Origin of the sequence: Hyphomonas sp. CACIAM 19H1, assembly GCF_003325995.1 — a bacterium.
In the GTDB taxonomy this organism is placed as follows: Bacteria; Pseudomonadota; Alphaproteobacteria; order Caulobacterales; family Hyphomonadaceae; genus Hyphomonas; species Hyphomonas polymorpha.
Genome location: NZ_CP016437.1, coordinates 996,365 through 1,011,658, shown reverse-complemented (window position 1 = coordinate 1,011,658; position 15,294 = coordinate 996,365). Strand labels below are relative to the sequence as shown.

Genomic DNA, 15,294 nt, shown 5'->3' with positions numbered 1-15,294 from the left:
TCTATTTCCCGTCATTCTTTTTCTGGAGCGCCGCATGAATGCGGCCGGCAGCCTGGGTCGACAGGCCCATATAGAGGCTTTCCTGATCAAGGTGTTGCTCGAATACTCCGTCTTCGGCATTGTTGAGATTGGCTTTCATGTACCGCCAGCCCATGCGGGGTCCGGCAGCAAGCCGCCGTGCCACCTTCAGGGTCTCTTCGCGAAGTACCTCATCTGCAAAGACGCGCGTATACAGACCAAAGTCCAGCGCCGATCGGGCATCATACTTTTCGCCGAGGAAGAAAAGTTCCCGGGCTTTCCCGCTGCCGAGAATCTTCGGCCAGAACCAGGTCGATCCGAAATCTCCACTCCCGCCGATCCGGTCGAACGCCGACAGAAAGGTTGCTGAGGCACCGGCAAATCTGAGGTCACACGCTCCGGCGATCCCAATCCCGGCGCCTGCGACCGGGCCATTTACCATGGCGATGGTCGGCTTTCCCATTTCGTGGAGCAGGCGGGCCGTTTCCATATGGGCGCGGAGCCTCAGATGCCCCTGCTCTGTCGGCCCGCCTGTCTCAGGCGTTGCCTCGGCCGGCACCCGGCTTCCCTTGATGTCTCCGCCCGAGCAGAATCCCCGGCCAGCGCCGGTGACCACTACGCAGCCGATCGCGGCGTCCCGCGCTGCGTCTGCAACCGCATCCGCCAGCGGCGCCATGATCGAATCATTGAGTGCGTTCAGCCGGTCAGGCCGGTTCAGCGTTATGATCCGGACGCCGTCGGTATCCTCGAGGAGGACAGTGGCTTCCTCGCTCATGTCTTGGACAATTCCCAATGGCGCGCCATCATGCGGGCAGCTTCCTCGGCAAGGCCGGCCGGAACTTCCGGATACATCGCCATTCGGCCCCTGCGCGGCAATGCGATCGACGCAGTCGCCTTCACCGTTACTTCGTCCCGCTGATTGACAAACTGCGCCATAACATCGACGAGGCATTGCCCGTTCTCTTCGCGCTTACCGACCACCTCACCTGTGATAAACTGGGTGTCGCCCATATAGTTGAACTTGCGGATCTCGTCATGAACATGCGTGATAATCCCGTCATCGCCGGCCCAGTCCTGCAGATAGTGGAAAAGGTAGTTCTCGCGCATCACCCCATAATCATAGGCCATCGGATTACCGATCGCCTGCGCCCATTTCGGATCCCAGTGAAGACGCTGCGCAACATCGGGAATACCCTGTTCATTCTTGACGTAGAAGGGCGCGATCCTTTGGCGGTTCTTGTGAGCGAGACGTCCGACGGTCGGCGCGTAAGGCACAAATCCGTAGCCGCCTGAATGGAAGCAGATGACATCGGTGACGGTGAGCGGGCCTTTGGCCATCTTTCCAAGCGTGTCTCCGACAACGACATCTTCGAAGTAGCGCGTTTGCGCACCGCGAACGACTTCCGCGGCATAGACAGCATCGATCGCTGCCATATCTTCATCCGTATACGTGGCGGGTTCAATTGCAGCGTATTTCCCTTTTTTGGCCGCCGTCTTGCGTTCGGTCAGGATACGCAGGATGCGATAGACGGCCACGACCTCACCGCGCTGATTGACCTTCACGTCCTTTCGCGTACAGATCACGGACCGCCCGGAGAATTCCGAAGGTTTAACTTCGCATGTCTCGTCCCCATTATATGAGTAGATCGTATCGCCTGGTCGCATCGGGCGATAGAAATCCCAGGTAGACCCTGAAACAAAAACATGAATGCCGCGAAAGAGCGACTTCCGGAGTGCCTTGATTTCCTCAGAAGGCGGATCACCTTTCATGGGAGAATTGACCGAACCGATCATCATCCCTGGTGCGATCACGCCGCCCCACCGCGTACCGGCCGCATAGTCAGGATCGCAGAAAAGCGGATTGTCGTCACCGCAACCATGAGACCAGTTGCGGATATTGTCGATCGTGGCGGTCTGATTGTATTCACGATGTTTAGACGGGGACATGTGACCGAGCAGCTTCATCTGCCGCTCGATATCCTCGTCGGTGATCGTGTAATCGACCGCTTTTTTCCATTCGTCGCTTTCGAGAATATCGTTCTTGGACTCGGCCATCTTGTATCTCTCCCTCTGGGTCCACATTCAGGTGGACGCTTCAACCTGATTTTCGAACATGGCGCGTACTTCGGCGAGAATGGGCTTCAGAGAGGGCGTGCGCGGAACGTCCTCCACAAATGCAAACCGAACGGGCACCTGGTAGGCAATGAGCCGCTGCCGCGCGAATGCCTTGAGATCGTCCTCGCTGGGTTTGTCCGCCCCTGCCCTGAGGATAATGGCGGCCACAGGCACCGCGCCGAGCCGACGGTCAGGAATGCCCACTACGACGGCTTCCCGAACAGCCGGATGACTTTCCAGGACGGCATTTACATCGTCGGGATGGACCTTGAAGCCGCCCCTCAGGATGGCATTGTCGGCTCGCCCCCGGATGAACAGGAAACCGTCTGCATCGATCACGGCACGGTCTGTCGTGCGCAGCCAGGCATCCCCGTTGCCAAACTGGCGCGCCTTCATTTCCAGTACACCCTCTTCTCCCGCAGGGAGCGTCTCTCCCGTGACAGGATCGACAACCCGCCCGGTCACACCCGGCTGGAAGCGGCCGACACTGCCAGGTTTACTGGCGTAGTATTGCCGGAAATCCGGCAGCGACCAGCCGGCGACCGCGCCGGAAAATTCCGTAGCACCGTAATTCTGCAGGACCGGCAAATCATATCTATCGAGGAAAGCCTGCGTGATGGCCGGATCGAGCGGCTGGGCGCCTGTGCGCAGGGCCACGAGACTCGAAAAAACATCCCTGGGCAGGTCCGCGTCCAGAATCATGCGCAGCCCCGTCGGCACGGCGCCGGCCACTTTCGGCCGGTGGCGCACGATCGCATCGCGCCATGAATCAACGGAGAATTTTTCTATGATACAGACCTTGCGGCCCGCCAGGATCGTCGACAGGGCGTGCCACAGACCTCCGATATGCGCCATAGGGCTGTTCAGCAGCTGCACGCCCGACCGCAGTTTTGGCGGATCATCCGGATTCCGGCCCGTTTCATAGGACATCGCCGATCTGAAGCTCTGAAGGAATGCGTCGCGCTGCAGCGGAATGCGCTTGGGTGTGCCTGTGGTGCCACTGGTCAGCATTTCAATAATCACGCCGGGCTGTTCCCGGCGGATGTTCCGCCCCGTGATCTTTTCAAAACCGGGGCGGAGCCGCGCGCCTTTGAGAACCGGATGGGTCTCTATGATGGCGGTTCCGGCTGCTTTCAATGTATCCAACAGGCCAGGCCTGTCAAAATCCTCATCTATGCCAATGACCACGGGAAGATCGAGCTTTTCGAGATCGGCCCGCAATTTCTCTTCCGGCAGGACGTGATTGATCGACACCATCGTGCCATCCGTCGCTACGGCCGTGAGTATGGCGGCCAGAACATCGGGATGATTGCGGATCATGACCCCGATCCGGGCGCCTTCACCAAGACCCAGTTCCGCAAGGGCAGCCTTGATCGCGTCGATCGTCAGCTTCAGGTCGCCCCAGCTCGACCAGCTTTCATTGAAATCGATGACCTCGGCGGCCGGATCTATTTCGACAACCCCATTCAGAAGATCCGACAGAAACGACATTCCAGGGCTCCGGCAGTAACAGCTCAGCGGCGAACAGGTCTTCTTATATAACTAAGTGTGCCTTGTGAAAAGAGGCAAGGACAGCCGCGCTCACTTTAACTCACTGAAAGGAACACCCTTGTCGGCCCGCATTTCGCCGGGCATACCGAGAACACGCTCAGCAATCTGGTTGCGCAGGACTTCGTCGGCGCCGCCTGCGATTCGCAGGGCCGCGGACCATATGTAGTCATCCCAGAGTTCCCGCGTCTGCGACTCAGCTGGCTCAACAGCGAGCGCGCCAGCCCCCCGGATTTCCATCGCGATCGCGGAAGATTTCTGTAACCGGCTGGCATAGGAGAGTTTCATCATCGCCGCCAGCGCGCCGGGATTCTCTCCGCGCGACACCATCGTGCGTAAACGAGCCTGAAGGTAGGTCTGCGCCTGTTCCTCTGCATAGGCGGTTGCAAGGGAAAGTCTGTTTACGGACTGGTCCAGCGCCGTGCCCGACGCGGCGGGCGTCTCGGCGGCATATGCCATGAGGCTGGCAATCTTGCCTTCTTCGCCCTGATTGAGCCGCTCGCCCATCAAAACGGTCATGCAGCATGCCCAGCCGTCCCCGATGGCACCGATCCGCCAGGAATCGGGAATCCGGACATCGGTCAGGAAGGTCTCGTTGAAATCCGAAGCACCGGAAATCTGCCGGATCGGGCGGACCACGACGCCGGGGGTCTTCATGTCGATGACAAAGAAGGTCAACCCCTTGTGCTTGGCGACGGACGGGTCCGTGCGCACGACAAGAATCCCCCAGTCCGAATGGTGCGCCCAGCTCGACCAGACCTTCTGGCCATTGATGATCCAGTCATCACCGTCCCTGACAGCCCGCGTGCGGACCGCAGCAAGATCAGATCCGGCTGCCGGCTCGGAAAAGAGCTGACACCAGGTCAGGTCCCCTTTGAGCGTGGGCTCGACAAAGCGGGAAATCTGGGCCTCGGTTCCGTGCTTGCCGATAACCGGCAGGGCCATGCCTAGCCCGATCCCGATATAGGGACCCTTCGGGAGATTGTAGCGCGCCTCCTCCTCATCGAAGACGACCGCTTCAATGATCGTGCCTCCCCGGCCACCGAGTGCCTTGGGTAAGGTGATCCCGGCATAGCCCCCGTCATACTTGGCGCGCTGCCAGGCTTTGCCCCGTGCAACCTGTTCGCCATCGGAAATCTGCTGGCCCGCGGCAAGGGCGTGAGCTGGCGCTGTCTTCTGAAGCCATGCCCTGACCTCGGAGCGGAAAGCGGCCTCTTCCGGTGTGTCGTTGAAATCCATGTCTTATGCTGCCTCATTATTCTGTGTCCGGACGGTGTCCACGAGACGCCCGGCCCAATAGTCTTTTGGTCCCAGGGTGAGGGCCAGGGTGCGTTCCCGCCGATAGTAGAAATGGCAGTTGGCCTCGAAAGTGTAACCGATCCCGCCATGGACCTGCAGGTTCTCGCGCGCCGCAGCGGCAAGTGCGTCGAGAGATGTGAGGCGGGCTGCTGCCGCAGCCACGGCAAGCTGTCCGGGCGCCTCCGTTGCGGCCCAGCCGGCAAAATACGCGTTTGATCGCGCGAGCTCCGTCGCCATCAGGATGTCGGCAAGCTTGTGCTTGATCGCCTGATAGCTCGCGAGCGGCCGCCCGAACATCTGACGCCCCATTGTATAGTCCCGCCCCATCATCACGCAGGCTTCAGCCGCGCCGACGGCTTCAAAAGAGGCCTGCACTGCTGCACGGTCGAGAAGCGCGCTGATCCGGGTTTCCCCGCCCTGTGGCATGAGTTCGGCACGGGCCGCCCGGAATTCGATTTTGTAATGGGGCCGGAGCTGGTCGAAACTCTGCAGGCGTGTCCGCTCAATTTCAGGCTGGCCCATATCCACCAGCGCGAGCGCTTCCTGTCCTTCGGCAACGCATTGCACAACGGCCAGGCCTGCAATACCGGCATCGGCCACGGGAAACTTGGTCCCCGTAATTCTGCCATGCTCGAAGCGCACGCCCGGCTGAGCAGGACGCCATCCCGCCTTTCCTTCCGCGCTGGCGAAGGTTGCGATCTGATCCCCGCTGGCAAGGCCGGGCAGCCAGTTCATCTTCTGGGCTTCCGTGCCCGCCATGACGAGGGCGTCAGCCGCGCAGACAATTGAAGAGAAAAAAGGCACGGCCGCATTGGCCCGCCCGAGGGCCTCACTTATGACGCCGAGGTCGAGATCCGTCAGGCCCAGACCGCCATAGGCTTCGGGAATGCGCGCGCCCGGCAGGCCCATTTCGCAGAGCGCTCCCCATGTCACCTCGTCCCACTCGGCCTGCGCATCGACAAGTGAGCGCAACCGGTCATAGGGTGCGTGCTCGGCCAGCAGGCTCCGGGTTTGGTCCGCCAGCAGTTTCTGTTCTTCTGATAGATCGAAGTTCACGCTGTCCTCACCTTGCATTTTCTTTGGGGTACAATATCGACTTATATAACTAGGTCAATTAGCATCATGACAAACAAGGGAGACAGACCCAGTGACTTACGAGACCCTTCTTTTTGACGTTTCCAACCATATCGCCACGGTAACGCTCAATCGGCCCGAGGCGATGAATTCCTTCACGCGGAAAATGATGGATGAATGCGCCGAGGTCTGGCGCCACATTGCCGAGACGGACGATATTCACTGCGCCGTCCTGCGTGCCGCCCCGGGCCGGGCTTTCTCCACGGGCGTTGACGTCAAGGCGGCCGCCCAGCCCGGCGGTTCGGTCATGCATGACAATATCTGGACGGCCGAAGACCCCGGCGAGAAGCTCGGTCCCAAGTCCAATCGCTGCTGGAAACCCGTGATCTGCGCCGTACATGGCATGGCCGCCGGCGGAGCCTTCTACTGGATCAATGAAGCGGACATTGTGATCTGTTCGGAAGACGCAAGTTTCTTTGATCCGCATGTCACATACGGAATGACTGCGGCGCTCGAACCCATCGGCGCCACCTACAGGATGCCGCTGGGTGATGTCTTGCGCATGGCGCTTCTGGGGAATGATGAGCGGATCTCGGCAGAAACCGCGTTGCGCCTCGGGCTGGTGACGGAAATCACCGCCAATGAGGCGCTCTGGGACCGCGCGCAGGCGCTGGCCGAGATCATCGCCGCCAAGCCGCCCGCGGCCACGTCCGGCACGGTCAAGGCAATCTGGGAATCGCTGGACATGCCGAGATCCGTCGCGCTGCGCACCGCCCTGAAATACTGCCAGATCGGAAATCCGGTCGGCACCTCGCAGGTAGACCGCGCGGCCCTGATGGGCACCCGCCAGGGATACACGGTCCGCTAGCCCCGCCCTGCCCCCCGCGAACCATCCTCCAGGGCAAAACAGTTCGCCCTGGGTCGATCCGCCGAAGTCCTGCCGCGCGCAGGCATCTCAGGAGCCTGTTTCTTGACCTTCCAGAATGTCCTTTTCGAAGTATCCGGCGGGGTCGCAAGACTAATCCTCAATCGCCCCGAAGCGGCCAATGCGATGAACCTCGACCTGCTTCGGGAACTCGCAGAAGCCCTTCTCGTCTGTGAGGAGTCGGCGGATGTCCGAAGCGTCATCCTGACCGGAAGCGGCCGCTTCTTCTGTGCCGGTGGCGACCTGGCCGCCTTTGCAGACGACCTTGAGCGGTTGCCCTTCTTCCTGAAGCAGCTGACCTTTCATCTGCATGCAGCGGTATCAAGGATCACGCGCATGCGCCAACCGGTTGTCGCCGCCGTCAATGGCCCGGCGGCTGGCGCCGGCATGGCCCTTGCCGCCGCCTGTGACCATGTCCTGAGTGCGGATGCCGCAATTTTTACCATGGCGTATACCGCTGCAGGTCTGTCCCCGGACGGGGCGAGCAGCTGGGTCCTGCCACGACGGATCGGCCCGGGCCGAACGCGGGAACTGATGCTGACGAACCGCCGCCTTTCCGCAACAGAAGCGCTTGACTGGGGGCTGGTCAATGAAATTGTTCCGGCGCCGGGCCTGGCAACACGGGCCCAGAATGTCGCCGGACAGTTTGCAAACGGACCGACGGCCGCTTTCGGAGAGGTCAAGGCGCTCCTTGCGAGCGCGGCAACCCATCCGATCGAAACACAGATGGAACTGGAGGCGCGCTCCATTGCTGCCTCTGCCCGCACCTGGGACGCGCGCGAGGGCATTGAAGCGTTCGTGCAGAAACGCAGGCCCCGGTTCACAGGCAACTGACACATGCGCCGCCCTCCCCAATCTGAAGCCAGAAAAAAAACATTCCAGCCTGTCTCAGGTACTGGAAGCAGGTGCCAACAGCATTTGTCATCGACCTCAGGGTGTCAGAGGACAAGTAACTCGTCTTAACGCGGAGAACAGATGACGGACTCATGCTCCCCCGAAGCCCTGGCCCTTCTCGAGACGCTGAAACCGCCAGCGCCTGTGACAGGTCCCGGTGGCAACCTGATGCCGTTGTCGGCACGCGTAACCATAGACGGCGCGGAAGGAGCCATAGGTGCCTGGCGTGCAGGCTCCGGACCTGCGATCCTGTATGTACACGGATGGGGTGACACCCACCGGGTCTGGAAACGCTTTGTTCAGACGGCGCTGGCCGATGGCCACGCGGTTATTCTTATGGATCTGCCAGGGCATGGCATTTCCAGCGGCACGTTCACAACCTATCACAATGCAGGAGAAGCGATACTGGATGTCTGCCGTGCCACAGGACCAGTCTGGTCTGTGGTTGCTCACTCTTTCGGGTGCATTGCAACAGCGCGCGCAATCGAATGCGGGCTCGGGATCGAAACGGCAGCGTTGATCGCGCCGCCTGTGCCGGGTGAGACCTCGCACTGGATCACGCAGTGGCGGACGGCCGGCACAAGTGAAGATGTTATCCGTGAAGTCGAAGACCTCTACCTCGACCGTACGGGCGTCAGCCTCACACCGTTCGACCTGCGCAAAGCGCTCAGTTCGTGGGAGGGTGACCTGCTTTTTGCCGCATCATCAGAAGACAAGGTCACCCGGATAGAGCCCATTCGTGACCTCGCTGCGAACCTTCCGGCGGCAACCTTCGATGGCAGTTTCCAGTCAGGTCACCGCGATATGCCCGATGACCCGGATGTCATCGCGGCTGTATTGTCCTACCTAGACTGCCCCCGCGGTGCCTACTGAACGACCGCCGTCTACCGGTCAGTCCACACGGCTGACGGCTCAACCAGCATCGCCCGATCTGGCGTCGGCGCAGCCCGGCTGATCCCGAACGAAGACGGAGGGCGGCGGCTCTTGGCACACGGCGCAACTGCCGCCGGATTGCCCAGCGCGCGCTGCTGGCAGACTATTTCTTCTAAGAGGAGACCTGCACTGAATGAGCGGCTGGGACCGGGACGAGTCGGGAGATTATACGCCGCGCCCGCCGCCGGCCTGGGTCTGGCTGCTGGCGGGCGCTGCGCTCCTGCTCGTCCTGTTTCTCAGTCTGAGGGGATAAGGTCCTCTGTCTTCTCCAGGGACGCGCCGAGGTTCAGGAGCAGCTTCCTGGCAATCAGCTCTATTCGTTCTTTGAGGTCGCGCGCCGTCCCTTCAAGGGCGGATTCGTCGATCCGGAAGCTGACCGTCACCCGGGCGAGGGATTTCGGGTGGGTGAACTGGACGGACACATCGAGGTCCTCCAGGTCGATCTTCGTGTATCTGAAATCCCACAGGTTCTTACGCATGGTCGTGTCTCCATTATCTGGCCGGGCCATTCCCGGCCCCGACATCTGACACGCGCCGATAGATCTGCGTTCCCCCCTAACGGGATTCTGCGCGCCCGGACCTTGTCCGCCCGCTCCCGCATACCTCCCCAGGCGCCTGTTCAGTCAGCCGCCCGCCGGCAACGCGTCAGGCGATGCATCCGCCGGTCTGATCGAGTCCGGCCGCAATCAGACCGGCCACCGTTTCCGGAGGGATACGCAGGCGATTGATGAAGTGGTCGAGCGCCCCGAGGCCCACCTCAGACACGGCCGGGACCCAGCCCCCGCCTTCGGCCAGCCGGATGGGATCGCAGAGCGGCCGTGTCGGGAAGGTCTCTGCCACCTGCGGAAAACTCTCATGGCGGATCAGCCAGATCAGGTGCCGGATCTTCTCATCAAGGCACCAGGCGGTGATCCCAAGCCCCAGACGGCCACGGAGTCTGAACTGAGCCAGCGTGTCTGGAACGCTGACGGTATCAATCACGAGCCGCGAACATTCCCAGATCTCCGGACCGGAAGGAACTTCGCAGAGCGGCGCGAGGAATTCTCCCAGCATATGCGGCGCCGTCGTCGGGTTGAGCCGGACGCAGGCCTCCACCCGGCGCTCCTCTCCGGCCAGCACATAGACGGACCCGTCCGTGTCAAACCGGTCGCGCCCGGCCTCCGGGAACGCGCGGGCGTAGATACCTGGCGGAGCCGCGCTGACCACCGCCTCGCGCAGATCAAACATGGCATCAAGGAGGTCCCTGTTCTGCCTCCGGGCATGGGGGCCGATTACCCGGAACATCCCTGCCTTTCCTGCCGGCCCTCCGGCGCAAAGTCTGACGCCGGAAAATCCCAGCCGTCCGCGTGCGAACATTCACCTGTTGAAGCAGGATACACACCCGGCAACCCGTGCGTGTCGCCCGCCTCCGACTCTGAATCAATGGTGCTGCAGCGCGTCATGAGGGGACTCCTGATGAGTACCCTATACTAGAACATGAAATCTACTTTTAAAAGAAAAAGCTCAACTTTTCGCTGACATCGCCCGCAGCACTGCGACCATCATTTTCAGATCTGTTTCCGACTCGGTCCGTGCCAGCAGCCAGCCGGCCTCTTCCCGCAGAGCGTCGAGCCGGCGCGCGGCTTTCCCCGGCCCGCTCTGACCGGTAGACTGCTTGGGACGGGTGAAGAGCGATGCGATCGATACGCCAAGGACCGTCGCGACCCTGTCGATCATCCCCGCGCTGAGCCGGTTGCTGCCCGTCTCATACTTCTGGAGCTGCTGGTGACTGATGCCCAGATCTGCAGCCACCTCCATCTGGGTTCTGCCCCGCCGCGTCCGGGCCTGCCGCACATTCTCACCGACGACCCGGTCCACCTCTGTCGGTGCCCGTGAGGCCGACGCCGTTTTTTTCGACTGTCCCATGGATATCCCGGCTCCTGTTCAGCCCCCCGGCTGAACGTTTAACGATTATAGGAGGGCGATCATCACCCGTCGAGCAGCAAGGCTGTGTGTTTCCGGACAATTCCAGCTCCCTGCATGCAGGCCCGCCACAAACGGGCTGCGGCGCACGCAACCGCGCAGGCGGGCCCGTCAGCATAGCGGGTTTCAGTCCTCGCCGGGCCCGTACAGGGCTTGGCGCACGCGGGCGGTCAGTTCAACAGAGCCGATATCGTCGGGGATGACCTGCGTGAAGACGAGGCCTGCGAGATCATTCTTCCGGTCGATCCAGAACCCGGTACTGGCCCAGCCGCTCCACCCATATTCTCCGACCGCGCCCGGCGGCGCGCCGTCCGGCTGATCGACCGTCACATAGCCGCAGAGCCCGAACCGCGTGCCGGCGCCCCGACCGGACGCGGCAAGGGGTGCCTCCCCGAACTCCGGCCCCAACTGGTTGCTGGTCATAAGGGCGACCGCCTCAGAGCTGAGAACCCTGCGCCCGGCAAACATCCCGTCCGCCAGAAGCATCCGGGCAAAATTCATGTAATCCCCGGCCGTCCCGACAAGGCCCGCGCCGCCATATTCAAGAAGGGGCTTTTCCAGATAGCTGCCGCCATAAAGGGGCGCATCGCCCGCATGGGTCAGCGTCCCGTCCGTGCTGCGGTGATAAAGCTGCGCGAGCCGCGCGGCCTTCTCCGGCGGAACGTAAAAACCGGTATCGTCCATACCCAGCGGCGTCAGAATGCGCTCCTGCAGATAGGTGCCAAACGTCTTGCCGGAGACGACCTCAACAATCCGGCCCAGCACCCCCATCGATTCCCCATAGTTCCAGACAGTCCCCGGGTCTGCGACGAGCGGCAGCGCCGCGAGACGCCTGACGTGCGCCTCCAGCGTTTCAGCCTGCCTGTTCTCGATCGCAAATACACCTGCCTGGTTGTAGTCTTCCTGCACCGGACCAGGCAGTATCCTGTAGCTGAGCCCGGATGTGTGGGTCATCAAATGCCGGATGGTCAGCTGCCCGGCCGCAGGACGCAGCCCCTCCTCCGTGCGGACCGACATATCGGCGAACTCCGGCAGATAGTCCTTGACCGGATCCTCCAGGCTGATCAGCCCGTCATCAAGAAGGGTCAGAACGGCCGCGCAGGTCACCGGCTTTGTCATGGAGTAGAAGCGGAAGATCGTGTCTTCGCTGACCGGGACGGCCTGCTCCAGATCGGCATAGCCCCGGGCATGGGTGTAGATTTCGCTGCCCTGCGAGATCATGACCAGCGCGCCGGGCACCTGCCCTTCCCGGACAAGGCCGTCTGCTGCGCTTCCGGCGGCGCCGGCACGCTGAGAGAGTATTTTCTCAGGGGCGGCCCGTCCGTTCCGGCCCTCTTCTGCACTGGCGCAGGACGTCAGAAGGAGGGCGCTCGCGGCCGTCAGCGCGTTTTGAAGGATGCCAGGTCGTTTGGTCATGGGGCTCTGCAACTCCTGCTCAGCCAGAGAAAAAATCACCGGCGCCCGGGAGGACGCGCGCCGGTGCCGGAAGGCTGCCTAGAGGGCAGGCCGCCAGGTAAGCTTGAGGAACACTTCCCGGCCGCGCGAGACGACCGCGCTCTGATCGCCTGGCACAGCCGTCGTAATCCCGCTGCCGCCGCCGGTCAGCGTGATCGGCGCTGACGCATTGAAAGTGTATTCATCCGTCAGGTTTCGTCCGATGACGGACACCTCCCAGCGGTCATCCTGGCTGAACAGACGCAGCGAGGCGTTGAGTTTCGTAAACGCTTTCTGAAGGTCATAGGGCGACTGGCGCAGATTGGCCGAATAGGCACTGGAATAGGTCGCATCCAGTCCGAGATCGAAGCCCATCCCGTTCCCGAGGGTCCCGGAATACAGAGCCCCGGCCGTCGCGGCCGTTTCGGGGGCATTGTTCATCTGCCGGCCCGACAGGTCCTGCTGCAGGAACGCGCCCGTGACGGGATTGAGATTGATATTGCACCCCATGGCCGGGGTCTGGCCAAGATAGCAGCCCGACAGAAAATCCTCAAACTTCGCGTCATTGAGCGCCAGCGAGCCTCTCAGCCACAACCCGTCCAGAGGTGTGCGCCAGTTGGCGTCTGCTTCAATGCCCCGGACCTTTGCGGCGGCCGCGTTCAGGACCTTGAAGGAAATCGAGTCCGGATCAAACGCCCCGACCTGCAGGTCTTCGTAATCATAGTCATAGGCGGTCAGGTTCACGACCAGCTGGCCGGCAAGCGTGGCCTTGATGCCGCCTTCAAACCCCGTGACAATTTCCTCATCGAAAGTGTTGGCGAAATTGCCCGCCGCGATGGCACCATTGGTGAAACCGCCATCGAACCCGCCGGATTTGAACCCTTCCTTGTACGATCCGAAAATCATGACGCTGTCGCTGACATCGTACGACACCGTCAGTTCCGGTGAGAGATTGTCAAAGGAGAGCGTGTCGCGGACGAGATTGGCGGTAACATCTACCCCGCGCCGGAAGAAACGCAGGCTCTTGTCCTCTTCTGAATACCGGACGCCGCCTGACACTTCGAGCCGGTCGGTCACGTCCCAGATCAGCTGTCCGAAGGCCGAGAACGCCTCCTGATCCTGGAAGGTCTGCTCCTGTCCGATGGCAAATGACGCCGGCGGGAAGGCCGTGATCACGGCGTCCTGCGCCCCATAAGTGTCGCGCGTCTCATAGAAGGCGCCAACCGTGAAGTTGACCGGGGCGTTCCAGTCGGAGGCAAGGCGCACTTCCTGGCTGAACTGGCGCATTTCGAACGGCAGATAAGGCACCAGCAGGACGGCGCGCGGCCCGATGGAGGCATCATGCGCATTGACCTCGTCAAAAAGGTAATAGCCCGAGACAGACGTCAGCGTCAGATCCGGGGTCAGATCATAGTCTGCCTGCAGGGTGCCGAGGATCTGCTGATTGTTGCGGAAACCGATGCCGTTCCGGCTGGGCGCGCCCGCCGCCAGAGCCACATCTTCGGGGCGGCCGTTGCCGGCATAGATGTCCCGGCCCGGCTTGCAGGGAAATGACCGGCTGGTCGAGGTGGAGGCCGGCTATGAGGCCGTGTCGCAGGACGCCTACTACCAGGCACTCTATTCGGACCGGATAAATGACAAGGTCGGGGTGCGCCTCGTGGCGCGCTACTCTGATCTGAACGGATATTTCAAGGTCAGGTCGGTGCCGTCGAATGGCGATCCGCTGATCACGCCGGCCCCGTTCAGCCGCTGGCCGGGCGGTGAGGAGTTCTTTGCGCGCGCTACCGTCCTGGTTGAGCCGAATGAGGCGCTGAGGATCCGGCCGCGACGTCCCGGAAAGGGTCAAAACAGGAGGCGATTCTCCGGGAGGCGGCGCTGATGTTTAACGAACACGGCATCGGCGCGGTGGGATTTGGCGATCTTGCCAAACGCATGGGTGTCGGCCGGGCGACCTTCTATCATTATGTCGCGGACCGGGAGGACCTCATCTTCCGCTGCTACCAGCGCAGCTGCGAGGCCGAAACCGAGCGGCTCGACCTTGCCAGTGAGGCTCCCACGGGACTTCCCCAGGTCCTGGCCTTCATGGAGCTCAGCCTCTCAGCGGAAGCGGAACAGACCGCGGTGATCGTCGATACGTCTGTCCTGGGAGACGCTCACCGGACCATCATTGAACGGGCGCAGCGCCGCAATTATGACCGGCTCGCCGCAATGATCGGGGCGGGAATCGATGCGGGCAATATCCGTCCCTGCGATGAGCAGCTGATCGCCCGTATTTTGCCTTCCATCATCCTCTTTGCACGGATGTCCGGCCGGTGGCTTCCGGGAAGGCCGGGCGCCGCCGACCCGGAGGCGGTTGTCGATTTCATTGCCAACGGATCGGCCGCGCGCCGGGACACCGACATCCGGGTCTACAAGAACGCCGACGATTTTGCCCGGATCACGCTGGCCGATTTCGGGGACCGGAAAATCTCGGACCTGAAGATGGAACAGATCCTGATGAAAGGGTCCTGGCTGATTAACCGGCATGGCGTGGCGAACGTGTCCCTCGAGGATGTGGCCGGCGCCATGGGGGCCACACGCGGGACCGTCTATCACTATTTCAGTGACCGGGAGGACCTGGTGCGCAAATGTCTTGAGCGCAGTTTCGAGATCTATGATGCCTTCGTCGACTATGCGGCCGCCCATGGGCGCAATGGCCTGGAAAAGGCAGCGATCGTTTCCCATCTGAATACGCAGGCCATGGCCGGATCCCTGCAGCCGGTGGCTGGCTGGATGGGCCTCGACGCGCTCTCGCAGGCTTCGCAGAAGCATGTGACGAAGCGCCTTCGGGAAGTCCTTGCCCGGACCGAAGCCTTTGCCGAAGAAGGCATGGCCGACGGCAGCCGGCGCCGCCATGATCACAAGGCGGTCACTGTTGCCCGCGCCGGCGCCTATCTCTGGATCCCGAAATGGATCGGCGATATCGAACAACCCTCACCGCACCGAATTGCCGATGAGGTGGTGGCGCTGTTCAACCTCGGTCTCGCAGCAGGCTGATTTGCCAGGGCAATCAGACGTGCCCGCAAAAGTCCGCCCAGCTGATTCGCACACCT

The 15,294-nt window shown here is 61.8% G+C and carries 15 protein-coding genes; 5 read left to right on the top strand and 10 right to left on the bottom strand.

Annotated features, from left to right (window positions below; genetic code table 11):
- Nucleotide 1: 1 nt before the first annotated feature.
- The 5 genes from BBF93_RS04905 to BBF93_RS04885 form a co-directional block, all read right to left on the bottom strand.
- Nucleotides 2-793, bottom strand: a complete 792-nt coding sequence (locus tag BBF93_RS04905; protein WP_114105175.1) for an enoyl-CoA hydratase-related protein — start codon at nucleotides 791-793, stop codon at nucleotides 2-4.
- A complete protein-coding gene (locus BBF93_RS04900; protein ID WP_114105174.1) occupies nucleotides 790-2,073 on the bottom strand; it encodes a MaoC family dehydratase N-terminal domain-containing protein in 1,284 nt (427 codons plus the stop codon). Before BBF93_RS04900 ends, BBF93_RS04905 begins: the two co-directional genes overlap by 4 nt.
- A 27-nt stretch (nucleotides 2,074-2,100) precedes the next feature.
- On the bottom strand, nucleotides 2,101-3,624 hold the full coding sequence (locus tag BBF93_RS04895; RefSeq protein WP_114105173.1) for a class I adenylate-forming enzyme family protein: 1,524 nt from the start codon (nucleotides 3,622-3,624) through the stop codon (nucleotides 2,101-2,103).
- Nucleotides 3,625-3,714: 90 nt separating this feature from the next.
- On the bottom strand, nucleotides 3,715-4,920 hold the full coding sequence (locus BBF93_RS04890; RefSeq protein ID WP_114105172.1) for an acyl-CoA dehydrogenase family protein: 1,206 nt from the start codon (nucleotides 4,918-4,920) through the stop codon (nucleotides 3,715-3,717).
- 3 nt (nucleotides 4,921-4,923) lie between these two features.
- Nucleotides 4,924-6,036 carry an acyl-CoA dehydrogenase family protein gene (locus BBF93_RS04885; RefSeq protein ID WP_162786414.1) on the bottom strand — a complete coding sequence of 371 codons (1,113 nt, stop codon included), beginning with the start codon at nucleotides 6,034-6,036 and terminating at the stop codon, nucleotides 4,924-4,926.
- 91 nt (nucleotides 6,037-6,127) lie between these two features.
- Here BBF93_RS04885 and BBF93_RS04880 point away from each other — a divergent pair, with 91 nt between their 5' ends.
- The 3 genes from BBF93_RS04880 (at nucleotide 6,128) to BBF93_RS04870 (ending at nucleotide 8,746) form a co-directional block, all read left to right on the top strand.
- A complete protein-coding gene (locus tag BBF93_RS04880; protein ID WP_114105170.1) occupies nucleotides 6,128-6,922 on the top strand; it encodes an enoyl-CoA hydratase/isomerase family protein in 795 nt (264 codons plus the stop codon).
- A gap of 102 nt (nucleotides 6,923-7,024) precedes the next feature.
- Nucleotides 7,025-7,813 carry an enoyl-CoA hydratase/isomerase family protein gene (locus BBF93_RS04875; RefSeq protein ID WP_114105169.1) on the top strand — a complete coding sequence of 263 codons (789 nt, stop codon included), beginning with the start codon at nucleotides 7,025-7,027 and terminating at the stop codon, nucleotides 7,811-7,813.
- A 141-nt stretch (nucleotides 7,814-7,954) separates the two neighbouring features.
- Nucleotides 7,955-8,746 (top strand): alpha/beta fold hydrolase, encoded by a 792-nt coding sequence (locus tag BBF93_RS04870; protein ID WP_114105168.1) that lies wholly within the window; start codon nucleotides 7,955-7,957, stop codon nucleotides 8,744-8,746.
- 296 nt (nucleotides 8,747-9,042) lie between these two features.
- Here BBF93_RS04870 and BBF93_RS04865 read toward each other — a convergent pair whose 3' ends face one another.
- The 5 genes from BBF93_RS04865 to BBF93_RS04845 all read right to left on the bottom strand — a co-directional run bounded on the left by BBF93_RS04865 (nucleotide 9,043) and on the right by BBF93_RS04845 (nucleotide 13,699).
- A complete protein-coding gene (locus BBF93_RS04865) occupies nucleotides 9,043-9,285 on the bottom strand; it encodes a hypothetical protein (protein WP_114105167.1) in 243 nt (80 codons plus the stop codon).
- A 166-nt stretch (nucleotides 9,286-9,451) separates the two neighbouring features.
- On the bottom strand, nucleotides 9,452-10,033 hold the full coding sequence (locus BBF93_RS04860) for an acyl-homoserine-lactone synthase (protein WP_162786413.1): 582 nt from the start codon (nucleotides 10,031-10,033) through the stop codon (nucleotides 9,452-9,454).
- Nucleotides 10,034-10,309: 276 nt separating this feature from the next.
- Nucleotides 10,310-10,711, bottom strand: a complete 402-nt coding sequence (locus BBF93_RS04855; protein ID WP_114105165.1) for a helix-turn-helix domain-containing protein — start codon at nucleotides 10,709-10,711, stop codon at nucleotides 10,310-10,312.
- A gap of 183 nt (nucleotides 10,712-10,894) precedes the next feature.
- Nucleotides 10,895-12,184, bottom strand: coding sequence for a serine hydrolase (locus BBF93_RS04850; RefSeq protein WP_114105164.1), 1,290 nt, complete (start codon nucleotides 12,182-12,184; stop codon nucleotides 10,895-10,897).
- A 78-nt stretch (nucleotides 12,185-12,262) separates the two neighbouring features.
- On the bottom strand, nucleotides 12,263-13,699 hold the full coding sequence (locus BBF93_RS04845) for a TonB-dependent receptor (protein ID WP_162786412.1): 1,437 nt from the start codon (nucleotides 13,697-13,699) through the stop codon (nucleotides 12,263-12,265).
- Between the two features lie 28 nt (nucleotides 13,700-13,727).
- Between BBF93_RS04845 and BBF93_RS04840 the strand changes: the two genes are divergently transcribed.
- Complete coding sequence (locus tag BBF93_RS04840) at nucleotides 13,728-14,081, top strand: hypothetical protein (RefSeq protein WP_114105162.1); 354 nt, start codon at nucleotides 13,728-13,730, stop codon at nucleotides 14,079-14,081.
- On the top strand, nucleotides 14,081-15,238 hold the full coding sequence (locus tag BBF93_RS04835; protein ID WP_114105161.1) for a TetR/AcrR family transcriptional regulator: 1,158 nt from the start codon (nucleotides 14,081-14,083) through the stop codon (nucleotides 15,236-15,238). The genes BBF93_RS04840 and BBF93_RS04835 overlap by 1 nt, the downstream gene beginning before the upstream one ends.
- The last annotated feature ends 56 nt before the right edge of the window (nucleotides 15,239-15,294 follow it).

Bases quoted from the DNA above. Each gene is read 5' to 3' on its own strand.
- BBF93_RS04905 (WP_114105175.1), bottom strand. From the start codon at position 793: ATGAGCGAGGAAGCCACTGTCCTCCTCGAGGATACCGACGGCGTCCGG.
- BBF93_RS04900 (WP_114105174.1), bottom strand. From the start codon at position 2,073: ATGGCCGAGTCCAAGAACGATATTCTCGAAAGCGACGAATGGAAAAAA.
- BBF93_RS04895 (WP_114105173.1), bottom strand. From the start codon at position 3,624: ATGTCGTTTCTGTCGGATCTTCTGAATGGGGTTGTCGAAATAGATCCG.
- BBF93_RS04890 (WP_114105172.1), bottom strand. From the start codon at position 4,920: ATGGATTTCAACGACACACCGGAAGAGGCCGCTTTCCGCTCCGAGGTC.
- BBF93_RS04870 (WP_114105168.1), top strand. From the start codon at position 7,955: ATGACGGACTCATGCTCCCCCGAAGCCCTGGCCCTTCTCGAGACGCTG.
- BBF93_RS04865 (WP_114105167.1), bottom strand. From the start codon at position 9,285: ATGCGTAAGAACCTGTGGGATTTCAGATACACGAAGATCGACCTGGAG.
- BBF93_RS04860 (WP_162786413.1), bottom strand. From the start codon at position 10,033: ATGTTTGATCTGCGCGAGGCGGTGGTCAGCGCGGCTCCGCCAGGTATC.
- BBF93_RS04855 (WP_114105165.1), bottom strand. From the start codon at position 10,711: ATGGGACAGTCGAAAAAAACGGCGTCGGCCTCACGGGCACCGACAGAG.
- BBF93_RS04850 (WP_114105164.1), bottom strand. From the start codon at position 12,184: ATGACCAAACGACCTGGCATCCTTCAAAACGCGCTGACGGCCGCGAGC.
- BBF93_RS04840 (WP_114105162.1), top strand. From the start codon at position 13,728: ATGTCCCGGCCCGGCTTGCAGGGAAATGACCGGCTGGTCGAGGTGGAG.
- BBF93_RS04835 (WP_114105161.1), top strand. From the start codon at position 14,081: ATGTTTAACGAACACGGCATCGGCGCGGTGGGATTTGGCGATCTTGCC.